Origin of the sequence: Sagittula stellata E-37 (genome assembly GCF_039724765.1) — a bacterium.
GTDB lineage: Bacteria > Pseudomonadota > Alphaproteobacteria > Rhodobacterales > Rhodobacteraceae > Sagittula > Sagittula stellata.
On sequence record NZ_CP155729.1, the window covers coordinates 2,572,197 to 2,593,144 of the forward strand.

A 20,948-nucleotide genomic window follows, 5' to 3' on the forward strand; every position below is an offset into this window, starting at 1 on the left:
GCCGGGCCTTGGCGGTGGGGCCGGATGTCTCCGGCTTACCAGCGGCGCTCGAAGCGGCGTCGCAGGATGATGGCGATGATGTTCATGGTCAGCAGGAAGACCAGGAGGATGATGATCCCGCCCCAGGCGCGTTCGTAATAAGCCGGGTCGGCGCGCTTGGCCCATTCGTAGATCTGCGCGGGCATGGCGGAGTTCGGCGACATGAAGCCTTCGGCGATGCCGTCGGGATAGTTGGTGGCGATGTAGCCCACCATGCCGATCAGCAGGAGTGGCGCGGTTTCGCCGAGTGCCTGCGCCAGACCGATGATGGTGCCGGTCAGGATCCCCGGCATGGCCAGCGGCAGCACGTGGTGAAAGACCGCCTGCATCTTCGACGCGCCCACCCCGAGCGCCGCGTCACGGATCGACGGCGGCACCGACTTCAGCGAGGCGCGGGTCGAGATGATGATCGTCGGCAGGGTCATCAGCGTCAGCACCAGGCCACCGACCAGCGGCGCCGACTGCGGCAGGTGCATGAACTGGATGAAGACCGCAAGACCCAGGATACCAAAGACGATGGACGGCACGGCAGCGAGATTAGAGATGTTCACCTCGATCAGGTCGGTCCAGCGGTTCTGAGGCGCGAATTCCTCAAGGTAGATGGAGGCGGCGACCCCGATGGGCAGCGACAGCGCCAGCACCACCAGCATCATGAAGAACGAACCCAGCATCGACACGCCCAGCCCGGCCTGTTCGGGGCGGGATTCGGAGGCGTCGGCCCCGAAGATGAACTCGGTGTTAAAGGACTTCTGGATCAGGCCGGCCCTGCGCATCTGGTCCACGAGGTCGAGATGCTCGGCGTCGATGTTCTTGTCCCGCGCCAGGTCGTCGCGTTTGACCCGGCCCTTGAAGTAGCCGTCCACGCGCGAGGAGGCGAGGATGCGAAAGTCGATGGTCTGGCCGATCCGGTCGGGGTTGGCGATCACGTAGTCACGCAGTTGTGCCGCGGCGGAGGCGGAGATCAGCGCCTTCATGTCCTTCGCGTCCTCAAGCGGGGTGTCGAAGCCCTCGTCCTGCACCTGTGCGAGGATCGCCTGCTGGATCAGCGGCTGGTAGCCGAAGGTCGAGACCTTCTTGATGTCCTCGATGTCGCGGTTGCCGTTCTTGTCCAGCTTCGCCTCGTCCAGGTAGACGGGCACCTCGATGAAGGTCTGCTGGAAGGCGGTCAGGCCGTTCGCCAGGATCGCCCAGAGCAGCACCACAAGGAAGAAGATGCCGGTGCCGATGGCGGCAAGGCCGTACATCTGGAACCGTTTTTCGGCGGCGTTGCGGTGCTTCGTGCGGGCGTCGGCGGCGGTCAGGGAAATCTTGCCGCGCGGTGCATCGGCGGTGTCCATGGATGCGTCAGTCATTCGTACTGCTCCCGGTACTTGCGCACGATGTAGAGGGCGAAGACGTTCAGCCCCAGCGTCAGGATGAAGAGGGTCATGCCGAGGGCGAAGGCCACCAGAGCCTCGGGGGATGCAAAGTCGGCGTCGCCGGTCAGCTGCGAGACGATCCGCGTGGTCACGGTGGTCATCGCCTCGAAGGGGTTGAGCGACAGCTTGGCCGCGGCCCCTGCCCCCAGCACCACGATCATCGTCTCGCCGATGGCGCGTGAGGTCGCCAGGAGGATGGCGCCGACGATGCCCGGCAGGGCTGCGGGCAGGATCACCTGCTTGATGGTCTCGGACTTCGTCGCCCCCAGCCCGTAGGATCCGTCACGCATCGCCTGCGGTACGGCGTTGATGATGTCGTCGGACAGCGAGGAGACGAAGGGGATCAGCATGATGCCCATCGCGATGCCGGCGGTGATGACGGCGCGGGTGCCCTGCATCCAGCCCAGACCGTCGCTGCCGAAGACCGACAGCAGCAGCGGGCCGACCGTCAGCAGCGCGAAGAGGCCGTAGACGATGGTCGGGATACCGGCCAGAACTTCGAGCGCGGGCTTGGCAAAGGCGCGCATCTTCGGGCCGGCGTATTCCGACAGGTAGACGGCGGCGAACAGCCCGATCGGCACGGCGACCAGCAGCGCCACGAAGGAAATGTAGAGCGTACCCCAGAGCAGCGGCCAGATGCCCAGCTCGGACCCGCCGCCGAAGGAGGGCGACCAGGTGAGCGAGCCGAAGAAGTCGCCCGCCGGGTAGAGGCTGAAGAACCGGATGGTGTTGCCGATCAGCGAGAACACGATGCCCACGGTCGTCAGGATCGCGATGGAGGCGGCCGCGATCAGCAGGTAGCGGATGGAGGTCTCGACCACGTTACGGGCACGGAAGTCCTTGTTGGTCTCGCGCAGGGCGATTCCCAGCCCGGCCAGCGCCAGGACGATCACGGCCACGGTCATGTAGAGGGTGCCGCTGTTGTTGAGCACGCGGAATTTGCGCGCGGCGTCCAAAACGGCGGGGGTCAGCTCGGACGTGACGATCTGGCCGGCGTCCTTCAGCGTCTGCGTGACGTCGGACGCGCCGAGGTCGGCCACGGCGTCGGGCCGCATCAGACCAGCCGCTATGGCGTTGTCGATGCCGTCGGCGGCGCGGCGGACCTCGGCCATCACCAGCGACAGGTTGCTGCCCTCGGCGACCTCGGTGTCGGGGATCATCCCGGAAACCACCGCGTTCACGTAAAGCGGCTGCGCCAGAAGCCAGACGATCAGCAGCAGGAAGGCGGGTACGACGACCTTGATCGCCGCGTTCGAGCCGTAATAGGACGGCAGCGAGTGAAGGTGACGGCTGTCGCCGCCCGCGCTCTTCATTGCGCGGCCGCGCGCTGCGACGTAGCCGATGGCGGCCAGCGCAAGCACGATCACGATGAGCCAGAGTAATGGCATGTGCCCCCCGAAGTCCCTGTTTCTGTTGGTCTTTGGCTGAATGAACGACGGGGCGGCGGGAAGGGCCGCCCCGTCGGAGAGGTATCCGGTCCCGTGAGGGTCCGATTACATGCCTTCGTCGGCCATGGTGGTCTCGTTCGCGACCTTTTCCTGGGTCTGTGCCAGTTCCGGGTCAGCCACGAGGCCGTATGCCGAGAGCGGGCCGTCGGGGCCTGCGATCTCGTCCGCGACGAAGAATTCCGCGTATTCCTTCAGGCCCGGGATGACGCCGAGGTGTGCCTTCTTGATGTAGAAGTACAGCGGGCGCGACACCGGGTATTCGCCGGATGCGATGGTCTCGGTCTTCGGCTCGATGCCGGAAACGGTCGCGACCTTCAGCTTGTCGGTGTTGTTCTCGTAGAACGCCAGGCCGAACACGCCGATGCCGTTGGAGTTGGAGTCGATGGAGGCCAGCGTCTCGGTGTAGTCGCCGTCGATGTCGACCGAACGGCCGTCGGTGCGAACCGCGATGCAGGCGTCTTCGGCGTCGTCTTCGGACATGCCGCTGTCGAGCATCGCCTGCAGGGCGCCGGTCGCTTCGCAGCCAGCCGCCAGGACCTTCTCTTCGAAGACTTCACGGGTGCCGTGCTTGGTTCCGGGGATGAAGGCCATGATCTCGGCTTCCGGCAGGTCGCCGTTGAACTCGGACCACATGGTGTACGGGTTGTCGACCAGCTCGCCGTCCTTGACCACTTTCGGCGCGAGGGCGTTGTAGATGTCCGCCGGTTCGAAGGCAGTGAAGGCCGGGCCGTCGATCTGGGAGGCGAAGACGATGCCGTCATAGCCGATGCGGACTTCGATGATGTCGGTCACGCCGGCGTCTGCACAGGCGGCGATTTCCTTTTCGCGGATCGCGCGGGACGCGTTCGCGATGTCGATGGTGTTCTCGCCCACGCCTTCGCAGAAGCGCTTGAGGCCGGCGGAGGAACCACCGGATTCCACGACCGGGGTCGGGAAGTCGAAGTTTTCGCCGAACGCTTCGGCCACGATGGAGGCGTAAGGCAGAACTGTGGAGGAGCCTGCAACCTGCACGTTGTCACGTGCGTAGGCTGCGGAGGCTGCGGAAGCGAGCGCCAGAGCAGAGGCGGTCAGTTTCACGAATTTCATCAGGTTTGCTCCCTAGGTCAGGAATCGATCATCCCCAGTGATGACCGTCGGGCCCTTCGCTAAGGCCAGCGCGCAATGCTTTTGTGACGGCGACGTAACAGTTTCATGACGATGGGCGATTTCGCGAATTTTCACGCAATGAGAGCGGGGCGTGCGTGGGCAGACGTCGCCGATGAGCGTACTTCAGTCGTGAAGTAATCTCGGTTTTGTAATTTATTACAGATGCTTACGGGGTGTCATGCCAGTCCCCGCCGTCGAGCGACTGAAATGACGGGTGCCCCTTGGTCACTCAAGCCAGATTCCCGGACGGCGCGCCGACCGTGTCGAATCGTGACGCGGCGTTTACCGGATTCGCCGGTTTGTGACGGCTTTGTTCATGCTGTTCGGCTCAGGTGGCGGGCAGGATCACTGTGAAGGTCGTCCCCTTCCCCAGTTCGCTGTCCACGCGCAGCCGCCCGCGATGCCGGTTCACGATGTGCTTGACGATGGCCAGCCCCAGACCCGTGCCTCCCATCTCACGCGAGCGGTGGCTGTCGACGCGGTAGAAACGCTCGGTGAGGCGCGGCAGGTGAATCTGGTCGATGCCCGGGCCGGTGTCGCTGACGGTCAGCCGCACACCACGCCCGCGCACGCGCGGTTCGTATTCGACCGCGTTCAGCGCCACGGTGACCGTCGCGCCCCGCCCGGAGTACTTGATGGCGTTCTCCAGAAGATTGGTCAGCACCTGGCGCAACTGGTCTTCGTCGCCCGGGATGGTCACGGGCGTGGCGGGCACCGAGAGGTCGAGCTTCACGCCCGCCTCCTCGGCGATGGGGCGCAGGCCGTGCAGCGTCGAGCGGGCGATCTCCGCCGGATCGATCCGGGTCGTGGGCCTGACCCGTTCGTCCGCCTCCACCCGGCTGAGCGACAGCAGGTCGCCGATCAGGCGGTTCATGCGCGCGGCCTCGGACTCCATGATCGACAGGAACCGCGCCTGCCCCACCGGATCGTCGCGCGCCGGTCCCTTCAGCGTCTCGATGAAGCCGATCAGCGCCGTCAGAGGCGTGCGCAGTTCGTGGCTGACGTTCGCGACGAAGTCCCGGCGCATCTGGCCGATCTGCTCCATCGGGGTGACGTCCTCGAAACAGACCAGCACGCCGCGTCCGCTTTCCAGCGTCACGGCGCGCACGGTCACGCGGTAGGTGGTGTCCTGCCGCCCGTCGTTGGTCAGGTAGTCGGCGGCACGGGGCGAGCCGTCGCGCAGGCAGGTCTCGATCGCGTCCAGCAGACCGGGCTGGCGCAGCGCGGTGATGAAGTGACGGCCGCGGATCGCCTGTCCCAGCAGGTCCAGGGCCGGACCGTTGGCCGCTTCGATCCGCTCGTCCCGGCGGATCATCACGGCAGGCAGCGGGATCGCCTCGACGAAGCCCGCCTCGGCCTCCGTCATCTCAGGCGCTCCCCGCGGCGGCAAAACCCGCATCGAAACAGGCGATCAGCGCATCGGGGTCTTCGAGGCCCACGGACACGCGGAAGAACCCTTCGGTGATGCCGAGTGCCGCGCGTCCCTCGGGCGTCAGGGCCCGGTGCGAGGAGGAGGCCGGGTGCGACAGCGTGGTGCCCACGTCGCCCAGCGTCGGCGCGAAGGCCACGCCGTTGGCGGCTTCGGCGAAGGCGTTGGCCTCGGCCCGGCCGCCGTCCAGCACGAAGCTGACCATGTTGCCGCCCTGCCCCTGCAGCAGCCCCTGCGCGCGCGCCATGTCGGGATGGTCGGGCCGCGTCGGGTAAAGAACCTTCGCGATGCCGGCCTGCCCGGCGAGGTGATCGGCCAGCCGCCGCGCGGTGTCCTGCGCGCGCGTCTGGCGCAGGGCGAAGGTGTGCAGCCCGCGTTCCGCCAGCCAGCAGTCGAACGGGCTGGGCGTCATGCCGGTGGTCACCGCAAAGATCCGCATTCTGGCCATCAGGTCGGGGTCCGTCGCGCCGATCCAGCCCAGCGTCACGTCGGAATGGCCCGCCAGCAGCTTGGTCACCGAGTGCAGCACGATGTCGGCGCCGTGTTCGAACGGCTTGACCGTGGCGGGGGTGGTGAAGGTGTTGTCGACCACCAGCAGCACGCCCTTCTCGCGGCAAAGCGCGGCGATCCCGTCGAGATCGGCCAGCCGGAGCGTCGGGTTGGAGACGACCTCGATCAGCACCATCTTCGTCTCGGGACGCAGCGCGGCGGCGACCGAGGCGGCGTCGGTCACCTGCGCCATGGTGGTCGCGATGCCGAGGCGCGGCAGGTCCTCGGTCAGCATCCGCAGCGAACGCCCATAAAGCTGGTCGCCCCCGACAACGTGGTCCCCGGCTTTCGTCAGGCCGAGCAGCACAGCCGCCACCGCCGCCATGCCGGACCCCAGCACCATGCCGCCTTCGCAGCCTTCCAGAGCGTCGATGCGGCGGGCCAGGACGTCCGCGTTGGGGTGGCCTTCACGCGCGTAGGTGTAGCCCTGCGCCCTGCCCTCGTACTGCGAATCGAGTTCGTCCGGCGTGGTCGAAGCGTAGACGACCGACGGCATCAGCGGCGTGATGACCGGTGTCGACAGGCTTGGCGGGACGGTGACGGGGCGTTGCAGCGTGGGTTTCATGGCGTCTTTCCTAGCGGGTCTTCTGATGGCGACAGAGGGATCACCACGCGCAGGGGCTGTCAATCGCGCAAACCCTCGGGCAGGCGCGATTTTCCGTGTGACGTCAGGGTGCGCTCAGAGCGCGCGCAGACCCTTGGCAAAGCGCCGTGCGTTGGCCTGATAGCCAAGCGCGGACAGCTTGAGCTCCTCGATGGCCTCCGGGGTGAGCTCGCGCACGACCTTGCCCGGCATGCCCATGACGAGGCTGCCGTCGGGGATCTCCTTGCCCTCGGTCACCAGAGCGCCGGCGCCGATCAGGCAGTTGTTGCCGATCTTCGCCCCGTTCAGGATCGTCGCGCCCATGCCGATCAGGGTGTTGTCGCCGATGGTGCAGCCGTGCAGCATGACCTTGTGGCCGATGGTGCAGCCCGCGCCGATCACCAGCGGAAAGCCCATGTCGGTGTGGCAGACGACGTTCTCCTGCAGGTTGGAGCCACGGCCGATGCGGATTTCCTCGTTGTCGCCACGCAGGGTGCTGCCGAACCAGACGGAGCTGTCCTCTTCCATCACGATGCGGCCGATGACATGCGCGCCGGGCGCGACCCATGCGGTGGCGTGCAGTTGCGGTTCGATGTCGTCCAGGGCGTAGATGGTCATGCGAGTTCCTCGAATTCGGATTGCAGGCTGCGGACGTGGTCCACCAGCCAGGGTTGTTGCAGGCGGCGCAGACGGGTGGCGGAGACGATGGTCTTCAGCCGGTCGAACGCGGCGTCGAGATCGTCGTTCACCAGCACGTAGTCGTAGCTGCCCCAGTGGGAGATCTCGTCCCAGCTTTTCTGCATCCGCTTGGCGATCACGTCGGGCGAGTCCTGTCCGCGCCCGACAAGGCGGCGGCGCAGTTCGGCGATGGAGGGCGGCAGGATGAAGACCGACAGCGTGTGCGGCCCGAGTGCGGAGTTCACGATCTGCTGCGCGCCCTGCCAGTCGATGTCGAAGAGCACGTCGCGCCCCTGCCCGATCGCGGCCTCCACCGGCGCGCGGGGCGAGCCGTAGAAGTGGCCGAAGACATGGGCGTGCTCCAGCATCCCCTGATCGTTGACCGTGCGCTTGAATTCTTCTTCGGCGAGAAAGTGATAGTGCTGGCCGTCCACCTCGCCGGGGCGCGGCGCGCGGGTCGTGGCCGAGACCGAAAACCTGAGCGACGGGTCCCAGTCCAGCAGGCGCCGCGACAGCGTGGATTTCCCCGCGCCTGAGGGCGAGGACAGGATGATCAGCAGACCGCGGCGGTTCGGCAGTGTGTCGGTCATTGCGGTCATTCCACGTTCTGGATCTGCTCGCGCATCTGGTCGATGGCGGTCTTGAGGCTCAGGCCGATGCGGGTCAGTTCGGCATCGCCCGACTTCGAACACAGGGTGTTGGCCTCGCGGTTGAACTCCTGGCACAGGAAGTCGAGCTTGCGGCCGATTGCGCCCTTGGTGGCCATGAGGTCACGGGCGGCGCCGATGTGGGCGCGCAGGCGGTCGATTTCCTCGGTGACGTCGGATTTCACCGCGATCAGCGCCAGTTCCTGCGCGATGCGTGCCTCGTCGATGCCGTCCACGTTGTCGGTGACGCGCGCAAGCTGGGCGCGGAAGCGCTGGACCTGTGCCTCGGCCCGGGCGGCAATGGCGGCCTCGGCCTCTGTCACCAGAGACTCGATCTCCGCCAGCTGGCGCATCACGATCTCTGTCAAAGCCGCGCCCTCACTTTGCCGCATTCCGACAAAGGCATCGAGCGCCCGGGAGAAGTCGGCAACCAGCAGGTTGCGGAGCGCCTCCTGGTCGACTTCTGCGGCCTCCGAGGTCAGCACGCCGCGCAGGCCCACCACTTCCGCGGCGGTGGACGGTGCCAGCGACAGGCCGCGCTCCATCGCCTCCGCCTCGATCCGCGACATCGCGTCGAGCACGGCGGTCAGTTGCGTTTCGTCGAGCCGCAGCGCGCCCTCGCCCGCCTGGGCGGTCAGGCGCAACCCGATCTGCACGTTGCCCCGCACAATTGCCTTGGCCGCAAGGGCCCGCACCTGGGCTTCGAGCCCCTCGACCCAGTCGGGCAGGCGCAGGCGAAGGTCCAGCCCCTTGCCGTTGACGCCCCTCAGTTCCCACGCCCAGGACAGGCCGAAGGCCGCGCCCTGCACATTCGCGAAGCCGGTCATGGACTGGCGCATGTCTGTCTCTCCTGTCATGGGTTCCGGGTAAAGCCCGGAGCGGCCCATGGCAAGCGCCGAGGGCGGGCCGCGCTGCGCCCCTCCAGTGGGCAGTTCGCTACAATTCTTAGCAAGACGTTAACCGTTGAGCCAGAAATGGGGCGAAATTCGGGCGGCGTTCTGGTAGTAATCATTCTATAAGGATTGTTGACACGCGAACATGGTGGCAGGGGGCTCTGCCAGATCGCATCCGGAACCAAAAGGAGCGGACACATGTTTGGCAAGGGCGGAAACGGACAAGGGATCGTTTCGATGACGGAGCGGGAAAAGGCACGGCGCGAAGCGCCCTTGCGCCAGGTGGAAACCTATTGGCGCGGGTTGTGCGACGGGACCTCTGTCCCGCTTCGCAGCCAGGTCGATCCGAGAGGCATGGAGAGCGCGCTGGAAAACGCGTTCCTGCTGGAACGGATCGCACCGTCGATGGCGAAGATCCGGGTGGCGGGCTCGCATCTCAATGACCTGATGGGCATGCAGGTGGCCGGCATGCCGCTGTCGAGCCTGATCGCGCCGGGCGACCGCGAACGGTTCGGCCAGGGCGTCACGGCGCTGTTCGCCGATCCGGCGATCGTGCGCATCGACCTGCGGGCCGAAGGCGGCTTCGGCAAGCCCGAACTGGAAGCGAGCCTTATCCTTCTGCCGCTGCGGTCGGACTTCGGCGACATGACCCGCGGACTGGGTGCGCTGATCAGCCATGGTCGGGTCGGCCGGACGCCGCGCCGGTTCCAGGTCGTGCGGATGCACATTTCGGCTGCGGTCAGCGGAACACCGGCCACGCCCGGCCTGGCCGCCGCGGAGGCACCGAAGCCGGCGCGCCCGGCATTCGAGGTTCGCGAAGAGCAGCGGACGTTCACCCCGGCCCCTGCCCCGGTCGGGACGTCTGACGAGGCGCAGCCCGTCGTTCAGCGCGGGCACCTGCGCCTGATCGTGGACAACGACTGACGGGCAAGTGCCAAGGGACCGGACACACCGCATCCCTGCGCGCCGGTCCGAGGCGGATACCACACATGAAAAGGCCGGCCCCGGTGGACCGGCCTTCGTTGTTTCAAGCGTCTGGCCAGATGCTCGGCCAGACGTCTGGCGCGATCAGCCGTGCGCGGCAGCGGCGGCGTTTTCGCGACGGGCGGTCAGTTCCTCGGCCACGAGGAATGCCAGCTCCAGCGACTGGGACGCATTTAGACGCGGGTCGCAGGCGGTGTGGTAGCGGTCGCTGAGATTCTCTTCGGTCACTTCACGCACGCCGCCGGTGCATTCGGTCACGTCGAGGCCCGTCATCTCGAAATGCACGCCACCGGGCACGGTGCCCTCTGCCTCGTGCACGCCAAAGAATTCGCGGACCTCGCGCAGGACGTTGTCGAAGGGGCGCGTCTTGTAGCCGGTGGCCGACTTGATCGTGTTGCCGTGCATCGGATCGCAGACCCATGTCACCTTGGCACCCTCTTCCTGCACGGCCTTGACGAGGCGCGGCAGGTTCTCGGCCACCTTGCCGGCGCCGAAGCGCGCGATCAGCGTCAGCTTGCCCTCTTCGTTCTGCGGGTTGAGCTTCGACATCAGGACCTTGAGGTCGTCGGCGGTGGTGGTCGGGCCGCACTTCAGGCCGACCGGGTTCATGATGCCTCGGCAGAATTCGACATGCGCGCCGTCGGGCTGACGGGTGCGGTCGCCGATCCAGACCATGTGGCCGGAACCCGCGAGCCACTTGCCGGAGGTCGAATCCATCCGGGTCAGCGCCTCTTCGTATTCCAGCAGCAGGCCCTCGTGCGAGGTGTAGAATTCGACCGTTTGCAGGGTGTGCGCCTGCTCGTTCGAGACGCCCGCCGCGCGGATGAAGTCCAGCGTGTCGGTGATGCGCGCGGCCATGTCGCGGTACTTCGCGGCCTTCTCGCCCTCGGTGAAACCCAGTGTCCACTGGTGCACCTGGTGCACGTCGGCGTAACCGCCGGTGGAGAACGCGCGCAGCAGGTTCAGCGTGGCGGCGGCCTGCGTGTAGGCCTGCAGCATCTTCTGCGGGTTGGGGATGCGCGCATCCGGGGTGAAGGGCAGATCGTTGATGATATCGCCACGGTAGCTCGGCAGCTCGACGCCATCCACCACCTCGGTCGGGGCGGAGCGCGGCTTGGCGAACTGGCCGGCCATGCGGCCCACCTTCACCACCGGCACCTTGGCGCCGAAGGTCAGCACCATGGCCATCTGCAACATCACCTTGAAGGTGTCGCGGATGGCGTTCGCGCTGAACTGTTCGAAGGACTCGGCGCAGTCGCCGCCCTGAAGCAGGAACGCCTCGCCACGGCCCGCGGCCCCCAAGAGGGACTTCAGGCGTCGGGCTTCACCGGCAAAGACCAGCGGAGGATACTTTGCCAGCTGTGCCTCGACGGCATGCAGCGCCTCGGCGTCCGTATACTCGGGCATCTGAACCCGCGGGAGTGCGCGCCAGTTCGATTTCTGCCACTCGGTCATGTGTCTTACTCCGGTTTTTTTCGTTCCCTGAACGGTCTGCATTTGACGGTTCCGCGTTATAGGCGAGCCATCCGCCTCTGGCCAGCCGTGTTTTTTGCGACATGTCTTGACGCTGCCGATCCCTTCTGCCCATCTGATCCGCACCGTTTCCGCGGGACCCGGGCCAAGCCGGGCACGCGGTCCGGCCCCATGCTCAAGAGGCTCTCCATGCTGCCGCCCACCCAGCGACAGATCGTCGAAATCGAAAACGCGCCTGCCAAGCCGCGCAGGTTCGTGTTCGTGCTGCTGGAGGACTTCACGCTGCTGTCCTTTGCCGCGGCCATGGACTGCCTGCGTCTGGCGAACCGGATGTCGGCGAAAAAGCTGTATGACTGGCGGGTGATCGGCGAAGGCGGGACAACCGTCTCCTGCTCCACCGGGACGGTGTTCCAGCTTGACGGCGACCTCGACGAGATGCACCGCGACGACACGATCGTTCTGTGCGGCGGCGCCAATGTGCAGAAGGCCACCACCAAGCGGCTGATTTCGTGGCTCAGGCGCGAGGCGCGGCGCGGGCTGAACGTGGGCGGCCTGTGCACCGCCGCCTATCCCCTTGCAAAGGCTGGACTTCTGGACGGCAAGAAGGCCACCATACACTGGGAGAACCAGGACAGCTTCTCGGAGGAATTCGAGGATGTCTTCCTGACCAAGTCGGTGTTCGCCATCGACGGAACGCGGATGACGACCGCCGGCGGGACGTCTTCCATCGACCTGTTCCTGCAGATCATCGCCAACGATCACGGCGAGGAACTGGCAAGCGCGGTGGCGGACCAGCAGATCTATTCCTCGATCCGGACCGACCAGGACACGCAGCGGCTTTCGGTGCCGACGCGCATCGGGGTGCGCCACCCGAAGCTGAGCGAGGTCATCCAGATGATGGAGGCCAACATAGAAGAGCCGATTTCCCCGGCGCTTCTGGCCAAGGACGTGGGCATGTCGACCCGCCAGCTGGAGCGGCTGTTCCGGCGCTACCTGAATCGCTCGCCCAAGCGCTATTACATGGAGCTGAGGCTGCAGAAGGCGCGCAACCTGCTGATGCAGACCGACATGAGCGTGATCAACGTGGCGCTGGCCTGCGGCTTTGCCAGCCCCTCGCATTTCTCGAAGTGCTACCGCGCGCATTACGAGACGACCCCCTACCGCGAGCGTGGCACCCACGCCGCACGGTTGTCGTTCTGAGTCATTCAGAAGGTTCGTTCTGCCCAGCCGCCTTCGTTGACGGTGCCAAGTCACCACCTTCGCCTTCGAAGGCAATCAGCCAAATGATCACAGCCGCAAAAAAGGCCAACACAATCCAATTATCACGAACTTTCAGCTGGAATTTCTTTCCGTATGACAGCTCCAATGCGTTGCCATGCGGTCTTTCCCTTTCAGTCCTCATTGAGTAGCCCCCCCAGGCTGCTGACGTTTGACGTAGACACGTCAAGGGAACCGTGATTCTACCGCATCACCCAAATCTATAAGTCCGGCCTCAAATTTGTGTGATAAGTTGTTGCAGGACAGCCAAATTTACAAGATTTACAACAACATTTTGTGTCAAGGGGAGGCTGACCTCTTGCTTTTGAAGATGTTACAGCCCATCCAGTTTCCAGAAATTGAAAACCGGTGCGACCGTCTTATTTTCAAAATTTGAAATGTAGCTCGAAATCGCCATGATCCGGACAGACCGCCTTACCCTGCGCCTTGCGCGGCCCGACGACCTCGAAGCGCTGCACGAGGCGTTTTCCGACCCGCGCGCCATGCGGTACTGGAGCGGTCCGGCGCATCACGACATCGCGCAGACCGAACGCATCCTGCGGACGCTGATCCATCCGGACCCCGGCAAGCAGGAAGAATACGTCCTCGATTATCGGGGCCGCTGCATCGGGAAGGCCGGGGTCTGGGACAAGCCGGAGGTCGGCTACATGGTTGTGCCCGCCTTCTGGGGGCGCGGCTTCGCCTTCGAAGCGCTGTCGGCGATCCTGCCGCGCGCCTTCGGTCGGTGGCCGGATCAGGCACATCTGACCGCGGAGCTGGACCCGCGCAACGCGGCTTCTGCCCGGTTGCTGGAAAAGTTGGGGTTCGTGTGCACCGGCGTGGTGGAAAAGAACTTCCTCTATGGCGGGGTCGAATGGACGGATACGGCATATTACCGCCTCGACCGTCCGGATCGTCCGGATCGACCTTCGGCCAACAGCCTGTAAAGACCGCCCTCGTGTTCCGAGGGGGACCACAGAAGGACGTCCGGCCCCTGCCCCACGGGCTGCACGGTCAAGGGACCGGCGGTGGTGTCCGCCCGGGCCGGCGCGGGACGGCAGAGAATCAGGTTCAGACCGCCGGTTTGGGTCGACGCACACATGGGCGGCAGCCCCGGCTTGGGCCTCGGGTTCGAAGCGGGGCGTTTCCGGGTCCGGACAAGGCCGTCCCTGCAGCGATTTCCGATACGTGACCCTCCGGCGGGGCTTTTCATTTGCCAATCCGCCGCATAGCCTCAGCGATGGACAACAGATCCAATACGGGAGTTGAATAATGAAAAAACTGCTTCTTGCCGCGTCGGCCGCCGCCCTTGCTTCTGGGGCCGCCCACGCCGAGAGCCACATGTCCGAAGTCAAAATCGGCATCATCCTGGGCTTCACCGGTCCGATCGAATCCATCACACCCGCCATGGCCGACAGCGCCGAACTGGCGCTGACCGAAGTGAACGACAGCGGCATGTTCCTCGACGGCATAAAACTTGTGCCGGTGCGCGCGGACTCGACCTGTGTCGACGCCGCCGCCGCGACGGCCGCCGCCGAACGTCTCGTGACCTCCGAGGGTGTCGTGGCGATCATGGGCGCGGACTGCTCGGGCGTGACCGGCGCCGTGCTGTCGAACGTGGCCGTGCCGAACGGTATCCCGATGGTGTCCCCGTCGGCGACCTCTCCGGCACTGTCCACCGCCGAGGACAACGGCCTGTTCTTCCGCACCGCGCCGTCCGACGCGCGCCAGGGTGCGGTGATCGCCGAGATCCTGAAGGAAAAAGGCATCTCCTCGGTCGCGGTGACCTACACCAACAACGACTACGGCAAGGGTCTGGCCGATGCCTTCGCGGAAAACTTCGACGGCGAAGTGACGCTGTCGGCACCGCATGACGACGGCAAGGCGGACTACTCGGCCGAGATCGGCGCGCTGGCCTCTGCCGGCGGCGACGCGCTGGCCGTGTTCGGCTACACCGACCAGGGCGGCAAGGGCATGATCCAGGCGTCTTACGACACCGGCGCCTTCGACATGTACATCATGGGTGACGGCATGTACGGCGACACGCTGTTCTCCGAGCAGTCGGACGCGCTGGAAGGCTCCATCGGCACCTCGCCGTGGGCACAGGGTGAAGGCGCCGAGATGTTCGACAAGGTGGCCGGAGATGCGGGCATCGACGCGGCGTCCTCCTACACCCGCGAATCCTACGACGCGGCGGCGCTGATCGCGCTGGCGATGGCGAAGGGTGGCGAGGCGACCTCCGAAGCCGTCGCCGCGAACCTGATGGACGTGGCCAACGCCCCGGGCGAGCCGATCCTGCCGGGTGAACTGGGCAAGGCGCTGGAGATCCTGAAGGACGGTGGCGACATCGACTACGTCGGCGCATCGGGCGTCGAGCTGATCGGCGAAGGCGAAGCGGCGGGTTCGTACCGCTACTACACCGTCACCGATGGCGCGGCAGAGACCGTCGAGTTCAAGTAAGCCAGCACGCAATTTGGGGCCGTCCGGGATTTTCCGGGCGGCTTCAATGCTTTATGGGGCGCACTTCATGTGCGCGCCACGGGGGACGTTCATTGATAAAGGTGGAGAACCTGCACCGTCATTTCGGTGCCTTCCGCGCCGTGGACGGCGCTTCGCTGGAAATTGCCAAGGGGTCGATCACCGGCCTCGTGGGGCCGAACGGCGCGGGCAAGACCACGCTGTTCAACGTGATCGCGGGCGCGCTGCCGCCGACGTCGGGCAAGGTGACGATGGACGGCGAGGACATCACCGGGCTGCCGCCGCACGCGCTGTTCCACAAGGGGCTGCTGCGGACCTTCCAGATCGCGCATGAGTTCAGCTCCATGACTTGCCGGGAGAACCTGATGATGGTTCCGGGCGGTCAGTCGGGCGAGACACTGTGGAACACCTGGATCGGCCGCAAGCGCATCGCCGAAGAAGAGCGGGCGTTGCGCAAGATGGCCGACGAAGTTCTTGATTTCCTGACCATTTCCCATCTGGCGGATCATCCCGCCGGGGCGATATCCGGTGGCCAGAAAAAGCTTCTGGAACTCGGGCGGACGATGATGGTCGACGCCAAGATCGTCTTCCTCGACGAGGTGGGCGCAGGCGTGAACCGCACGCTTCTGAACACCATCGCCGACACCATCGTGCGGCTGAACCGGGAGCGCGGCTATACCTTCTGCGTGATCGAGCACGACATGGATTTCATCGGCCGTATCTGCGAGCCGGTGATCGTCATGGCCGAGGGCAAGAAGCTGGCGGAAGGCACGCTGGACGAGATCAAGGCCAACGAAGCGGTGATCGAGGCCTATCTCGGCACCGGCCTGAAGAACAAGGACAAGGTGGCGCAGGAATGAGGGCCGCTGACGGGAGGACGCCCGGCGCGGGCCGGACGGACAAAGCAAGAGACGGGGTGCGCGCATGAGCGGCGAGGACGGGTTCTACCACGACGACCGGGGCAACCACGATGCGTCGATCACCCGGCGCGGCGGTGAGGGCACGGTCGATCCGACCCGGCGCTCCGGCGCGGTGAGCGATGCGCCCGGCGGGCCGTTCCTGATCGGCGACAGCATGACGGGCGGATACGGCAAGGGGCCGGACATCCTGCACGACTGCACCATCGCCGTCGACAAGGGCGAGATCGCGGTGATCGTCGGCCCCAACGGCGCGGGCAAGTCGACCGCGATGAAGGCGGTCTTCGGGATGCTGGACGTGCGGTCTGGCGCGGTGCGGCTGGACGGGCACGACATCACGCAGCTTACGCCGCAGGACCGGGTGGCGCGGGGCATGGGGTTCGTGCCGCAGACGTCGAACATCTTCACATCGATGACGGTGGAGGAGAACCTCGAGATGGGCGCCTTCATCCGCACCGACGATTACCGGGGCACGATGGAGCAGGTCTATGAACTGTTCCCGATCCTGCACGAGAAGCGCCGCCAGCCGGCGGGCGAGCTGTCGGGCGGTCAGCGTCAGCAGGTGGCGGTGGGCCGCGCGCTGATGACGAAGCCCACGGTGCTGATGCTGGACGAGCCGACGGCGGGCGTGTCGCCCATCGTGATGGACGAGCTTTTCGACCGGATCATCGAGGTGGCGCGCACCGGTATCTCCATCCTCATGGTGGAACAGAACGCCCGGCAGGCGCTTGAGATCGCCGACAAGGGGTATGTGCTGGTGCAGGGCGCGAACGCCTATACCGGCACGGGGCGCGAACTGCTGTCCGACCCCGAAGTGCGCAAAAGCTTTCTCGGGGGGTGAGATGCGGGAGATTGCGAAGACCTTGCGCGACACCTCCCTGCCCTGCCTGACGCTGGCCGGGCTGGCGGCCTTTGCGCTGATCCCGGCCCCCGTCGCGGCAGAGGGCGCGCGCCTTGCGCTGAGTTGCGAGCTGACGCCGGAATGCCCGGAAGACGGCTGCGGCCCGGACCGGGTCACGCGGCAGGTGCCGCTGGTGCTGGCGCCCCTGTCGCGCGGCGCGGAGGGTGAGCTGCGGACCGAGATCACGCTGGACGGGACAAGCGCCGTGGCACGGGCCAATTCGGCGCGCGGGTCGTGGTTCTGGCGGGACGCGGCGCGCGACCATGTATTGATCGCCACGGTCGGGGATGTCCTGATCCTGGCCGAGACCGACAGGCAGGACGGCACCGTCACGGTGGACCGCCTGCGCTGCGAGGAGAGCTAGATGGATTTTGTGAACGCGCTGGTGGCGCTGTCGAACTTCGTGCTGATCCCGGCCATCGCCTACGGCAGCCAGCTTGCCTTGGGCGCGCTGGGGGTGACGCTGATCTATGGCATCCTTCGGTTTTCGAACTTCGCGCACGGCGACACGATGGCCTTCGGTACGATGGTGACGATCCTTGTCACCTGGCTGTTCCAGAGCTGGGGGATCGGGCTGGGTCCGCTGCCCACGGCGCTGCTGGCCATTCCCTTCGGGATCGCCGGGACGGCGGTTCTGGTGCTGCTGACCGACCGGGTGGTCTATCGCTTCTACCGGGCGCAGAAGGCCAAGCCGATCATCTTCGTGATGGTCTCCATCGGGGTGATGTTCATCTACAACGGGCTGACGCGCTTCGTGCTGGGGGCGGACGACCAGATCTTTTCCGACGGCGAGCGGTTCATCATCTCGGCCGGCGACTTCAAGCGCGCCACCGGGTTGGCCGAGGGGCTGGGCCTGAAGACCACGCAGGCGATCACGGTGATCGTGGCGATCCTCGTGGTGGCGGTGCTGTTCTGGTTCCTGAACCGCACGCGCACCGGCAAGTCGATGCGCGCCTATTCCGACAACGAGGACCTGGCACTCCTGTCCGGCATCAACCCCGAGCGGGTGGTGATGGTGACATGGCTGATCGTCGCCGGGCTGATCACCGTGGCGGGCGTGCTGTACGGTCTCGACAAGTCGTACAAGCCCTTCACCTACTTCCAGCTTCTGCTTCCGATCTTCGCATCGGCCATCGTCGGCGGTCTGGGATCGCCGCTGGGGGCCATCGCGGGCGGCTTTGTCATCGCGTTCAGCGAGGTGGGCATTACCTACGCGTGGAAGAAGGTGCTGGGCTACATGATGCCCGAGGCGCTTGAGCCGTCCGGGCTCGTGCAGCTTCTGGCCACCGAATACAAGTTCGCGGTCAGTTTCATGATCCTCGTGATCGTCCTGCTGTTCCGCCCCACGGGCCTGTTCAAGGGGAAATCGGTATGAACCAGTCGCTGAAAACCGTCCTTCTCTTCGCGCTGGTGGCTGCGCTGATCCTGTTCACCGGCTTCTACCAGAGCTGGAACACCGCGCTCGTCATCCTGAACATGGGGCTGGTCAGCGCGATCATGTCTCTGGGGGTGAACCTGCAATGGGGCATCGCCGGGCTGTTCAACGTCGGTGTCATGGGCTTCGTCGCACTGGGCGGACTGGCGGTGGTTCTGACCTCCGTCTCGCCGGTGCCGGAGGCCTGGGCCGCGGGCGGGCCGCGCGCATTGCTGGCGCTGGTCGTGGGCACCGCGGTCATCGCCGTCTCGGCCATGCTGTGGAAGCGTTCGCGCAAGGGCTGGCTGGTGGTGCTGGTGCTGATCGCGGGCTTCTTCCTGTACCGCTGGGTGCGGGACGACGCGGTCAACGCCATCGAGGCGGTGAACCCGGCGGGCACCGGTTTCCTCGGCGGGCTGGGCCTGCCGGTGGTGCTGGCCTGGCCGATGGGCGGCCTGCTGGCGGCGGGCGCGGCCTGGGTGATCGGCAAGACGGCACTGGGGCTGCGGTCCGACTACCTGGCCATCGCGACGCTGGGCATCTCCGAGATCATCATCGCGATCATGAAGAACGAGGAGTGGCTGTCGCGCGGCGTGAAGAACGTCAACGGCCTGCCCCGGCCCGTCCCTTACGAGACCGCGCTGCAGGCCGACCCCACCTTCGTGGAGCGCGCGGTGGGCCTTGGGCTCGACCCGGCGACGGCATCGACGATCTACGTCAAGCTCGGCTATTCGCTGATGTTCGCCGCCGTGCTGATCGTGCTGCTGGTGCTGGCGCAACTGGCGCTGAATTCGCCCTGGGGCCGGATGATGCGCGCGATCCGCGACAACGAGGTCTCGGCCCGCGCGATGGGCAAGGACGTGACCTACCGCCATTTGCAGGTCTTCGTGCTGGGCTCTGCCATCTGCGGGATCGCCGGGGCGATGATGACCACGCTCGACGGGCAGCTGACGCCCACCACCTACCAGCCGCTGCGCTATACCTTCCTGATCTGGGTGATGGTGATCGTCGGGGGTTCGGGCAACAACCTGGGCGCCGTGCTGGGTGGCATGCTGATCTGGTTCTTCTGGGTGCAGGTCGAGCCGCTGGGACAGGCGTTCATGACGCTCCTAACCGCGGGCATGTCGGACGGGTCCTGGCTGAAAGGGCACCTTCTGGATTCGGTGCAGCACATGCGCCTGCTGACCATGGGGGTGATCCTGCTGCTGGTGTTGCGATTCAGCCCGAGGGGGCTTCTGCCCGAACGGTAACGGTGACGCCTTAGTCAGCAAGCGAACGCTTTTGTCGTAAACAGAGGCCGTCGCGACGATGAATTCTTCGCGTCGGCCAGTTTCGATCTGTAGTCTGCCGGAAAATCTAAATTCCGACGGACGAAAGGTCCATTCATGTTTCAAGTGCTGGCAACGATCTGGGCACTCCTGATCGGCATCGTCCTCATCATGCTGGGCAACGGCATGCACTTTACCCTGATCGGCCTGCGCGGCGGAATCGAGGGTTTTACGGCCGGCGAACTGGCGGTCGTCACCTCAAGCTACTTCGTCGGGTTCCTGTCGGGCGCCCGGTTCGCGCCGGTACTGATCCGGCGGGTCGGTCACGTGCGGGTGTTCGCCGCGCTTGGCAGCTTCATGTCCGCCGGGCTGATCGCCCTGACCCTGCTGGCGGAACCCTGGGCCTGGACGATCCTGCGGGTGATCCTCGGCTTCTGCATGTCCGGCATCTACGTCACCGCCGAAAGCTGGCTGAACAACGCCGCCACCAACGAGACGCGCGGCAAAGTGCTGTCGGCCTACATGATCGCGCAGACGCTGGGGATCATCGGCGCGCAGGGCCTGTTGACGTTGGGCGACGCGGGCACGGCGACGCTGTTCATCGGGGCGTCGATCCTCGTGTCGATCTCTTTCGCGCCGATCCTGCTGAGCATCTCGCCCGCGCCGGTGATCGAGGTGGCAAAACCCATGTCGCTGAAACAGTTGTTCATCAGCTCGCCGCTGGGAGTGGTGGGCACCTTCCTGCTGGGCGGGCTTTACGCCACGCAGTCGGGGATGGGCGCGGTCTTTGGCACGCAGGTCGGCATGTCGGCCAACCTGATTTCGCTGTTCATCGCCATGCTGTTCGGCGGGGTGCTGGTATTGCAATATCCGTTCGGCTGGCTGTCGGATCGCATGGACCGCCGCAAGCTGATTTTCGGGGCGGCGGTGCTGGGCGGCGCGGCCTGCCTGTTGGGCTGGCTCTACGGTGCCGACCGCCGGGCGCTGATGGTCGCGGCCTTCCTTGCCGGAGGCGTCACGACGCCGCTCTATGCACTGTTTCTGGCCTACACCAACGACTACCTCTCGACCGAGGAGATGCCGGCGGCGTCGGGCGGCCTGGTGTTCACCTTCGGACTGGGTGCCATCGCCGGGCCGCTGATCACGGGTTACGCAATGCAGGTCTTCGGGCCTTATGCCTTCTGGCTGGTGCTGGCGGTGACCTTCGGGGCGGTCGCGCTGTACGCGCTTTACCGCATGGCGCAGCGCGCGGTGACGCCGGTCGCGGATACCGACAGCTACCTCGGCGTCCTGCCCACCGCCTCTCCGGTGGCGGTCGAAGCTGCTGGCGTCTGGGCCGCCGAACAGGCGGAGGCGGAACGGGAGGCAGAAGCGGACGCCGAGGCCGCACCGGCGCCGGGCTGAGGTGCCCTAGCCGGCGGGCTGA

General features: G+C 65.8%; 20 protein-coding genes. 10 read left to right on the forward strand and 10 right to left on the reverse strand.

What is annotated here, in order from left to right:
* Window positions 1–35 precede the first annotated feature (35 nt).
* The 8 genes from pstA to ABFK29_RS12240 form a co-directional block, all read right to left on the reverse strand.
* Window positions 36–1,391 carry a phosphate ABC transporter permease PstA gene (gene pstA / locus ABFK29_RS12205; RefSeq protein ID WP_005860731.1) on the reverse strand — a complete coding sequence of 452 codons (1,356 nt, stop codon included), beginning with the start codon at window positions 1,389–1,391 and terminating at the stop codon, window positions 36–38.
* Window positions 1,388–2,845, reverse strand: a complete 1,458-nt coding sequence (gene pstC / locus ABFK29_RS12210) for a phosphate ABC transporter permease subunit PstC (RefSeq protein WP_005860733.1) — start codon at window positions 2,843–2,845, stop codon at window positions 1,388–1,390. The genes pstA and pstC overlap by 4 nt, the downstream gene beginning before the upstream one ends.
* A 105-nt stretch (window positions 2,846–2,950) precedes the next feature.
* Window positions 2,951–3,991, reverse strand: a complete 1,041-nt coding sequence (locus tag ABFK29_RS12215; protein WP_005860734.1) for a substrate-binding domain-containing protein — start codon at window positions 3,989–3,991, stop codon at window positions 2,951–2,953.
* A gap of 388 nt (window positions 3,992–4,379) precedes the next feature.
* On the reverse strand, window positions 4,380–5,417 hold the full coding sequence (locus ABFK29_RS12220; protein ID WP_005860736.1) for an ATP-binding protein: 1,038 nt from the start codon (window positions 5,415–5,417) through the stop codon (window positions 4,380–4,382).
* Window position 5,418: 1 nt separating this feature from the next.
* Window positions 5,419–6,594 (reverse strand): trans-sulfuration enzyme family protein, encoded by a 1,176-nt coding sequence (locus tag ABFK29_RS12225; RefSeq protein WP_005860738.1) that lies wholly within the window; start codon window positions 6,592–6,594, stop codon window positions 5,419–5,421.
* Window positions 6,595–6,708: 114 nt separating this feature from the next.
* Window positions 6,709–7,230 (reverse strand): gamma carbonic anhydrase family protein, encoded by a 522-nt coding sequence (locus ABFK29_RS12230; protein ID WP_005860740.1) that lies wholly within the window; start codon window positions 7,228–7,230, stop codon window positions 6,709–6,711.
* Complete coding sequence (gene gmk / locus ABFK29_RS12235) at window positions 7,227–7,868, reverse strand: guanylate kinase (RefSeq protein WP_040604807.1); 642 nt, start codon at window positions 7,866–7,868, stop codon at window positions 7,227–7,229. Before gmk ends, ABFK29_RS12230 begins: the two co-directional genes overlap by 4 nt.
* A 17-nt stretch (window positions 7,869–7,885) precedes the next feature.
* Window positions 7,886–8,776, reverse strand: a complete 891-nt coding sequence (locus ABFK29_RS12240; protein ID WP_157136537.1) for a YicC/YloC family endoribonuclease — start codon at window positions 8,774–8,776, stop codon at window positions 7,886–7,888.
* A 252-nt stretch (window positions 8,777–9,028) separates the two neighbouring features.
* On the opposite strand from ABFK29_RS12240, the gene ABFK29_RS12245 reads away from it, so the two are divergent.
* On the forward strand, window positions 9,029–9,754 hold the full coding sequence (locus ABFK29_RS12245) for a PAS domain-containing protein (RefSeq protein WP_005860746.1): 726 nt from the start codon (window positions 9,029–9,031) through the stop codon (window positions 9,752–9,754).
* A 144-nt stretch (window positions 9,755–9,898) separates the two neighbouring features.
* Here the strand turns inward: ABFK29_RS12245 and ABFK29_RS12250 are convergent, their stop codons facing one another.
* On the reverse strand, window positions 9,899–11,269 hold the full coding sequence (locus tag ABFK29_RS12250) for a class II 3-deoxy-7-phosphoheptulonate synthase (RefSeq protein ID WP_005860748.1): 1,371 nt from the start codon (window positions 11,267–11,269) through the stop codon (window positions 9,899–9,901).
* 207 nt (window positions 11,270–11,476) lie between these two features.
* Between ABFK29_RS12250 and ABFK29_RS12255 the strand changes: the two genes are divergently transcribed.
* Complete coding sequence (locus ABFK29_RS12255; protein WP_040604780.1) at window positions 11,477–12,487, forward strand: GlxA family transcriptional regulator; 1,011 nt, start codon at window positions 11,477–11,479, stop codon at window positions 12,485–12,487.
* A 1-nt stretch (window position 12,488) separates the two neighbouring features.
* On the opposite strand, the gene ABFK29_RS12260 is transcribed toward ABFK29_RS12255, so the two are convergent.
* Window positions 12,489–12,689, reverse strand: a complete 201-nt coding sequence (locus ABFK29_RS12260; protein WP_157136538.1) for a hypothetical protein — start codon at window positions 12,687–12,689, stop codon at window positions 12,489–12,491.
* 271 nt (window positions 12,690–12,960) lie between these two features.
* On the opposite strand from ABFK29_RS12260, the gene ABFK29_RS12265 reads away from it, so the two are divergent.
* From ABFK29_RS12265 to ABFK29_RS12300, 8 genes are all read left to right on the forward strand, one after another.
* A complete protein-coding gene (locus ABFK29_RS12265; protein WP_005860754.1) occupies window positions 12,961–13,491 on the forward strand; it encodes a GNAT family N-acetyltransferase in 531 nt (176 codons plus the stop codon).
* Between the two features lie 325 nt (window positions 13,492–13,816).
* Window positions 13,817–15,004, forward strand: a complete 1,188-nt coding sequence (locus ABFK29_RS12270) for an ABC transporter substrate-binding protein (protein WP_005860756.1) — start codon at window positions 13,817–13,819, stop codon at window positions 15,002–15,004.
* A 92-nt stretch (window positions 15,005–15,096) separates the two neighbouring features.
* On the forward strand, window positions 15,097–15,882 hold the full coding sequence (locus ABFK29_RS12275; RefSeq protein WP_040604781.1) for an ABC transporter ATP-binding protein: 786 nt from the start codon (window positions 15,097–15,099) through the stop codon (window positions 15,880–15,882).
* 64 nt (window positions 15,883–15,946) lie between these two features.
* Entirely contained in the window at window positions 15,947–16,780 is an 834-nt protein-coding gene (locus ABFK29_RS12280; protein ID WP_005860760.1) for an ABC transporter ATP-binding protein, read from the forward strand.
* Window position 16,781: 1 nt separating this feature from the next.
* Window positions 16,782–17,204: a hypothetical protein gene (locus ABFK29_RS12285; RefSeq protein WP_005860762.1), complete on the forward strand. Its 423-nt coding sequence runs from the start codon at window positions 16,782–16,784 to the stop codon at window positions 17,202–17,204.
* Window positions 17,205–18,215: a branched-chain amino acid ABC transporter permease gene (locus ABFK29_RS12290; RefSeq protein ID WP_005860764.1), complete on the forward strand. Its 1,011-nt coding sequence runs from the start codon at window positions 17,205–17,207 to the stop codon at window positions 18,213–18,215.
* Entirely contained in the window at window positions 18,212–19,504 is a 1,293-nt protein-coding gene (locus ABFK29_RS12295; RefSeq protein ID WP_005860766.1) for a branched-chain amino acid ABC transporter permease, read from the forward strand. The genes ABFK29_RS12290 and ABFK29_RS12295 overlap by 4 nt, the downstream gene beginning before the upstream one ends.
* A 135-nt stretch (window positions 19,505–19,639) precedes the next feature.
* Window positions 19,640–20,926 (forward strand): MFS transporter, encoded by a 1,287-nt coding sequence (locus ABFK29_RS12300; protein ID WP_347099599.1) that lies wholly within the window; start codon window positions 19,640–19,642, stop codon window positions 20,924–20,926.
* The last annotated feature ends 22 nt before the right edge of the window (window positions 20,927–20,948 follow it).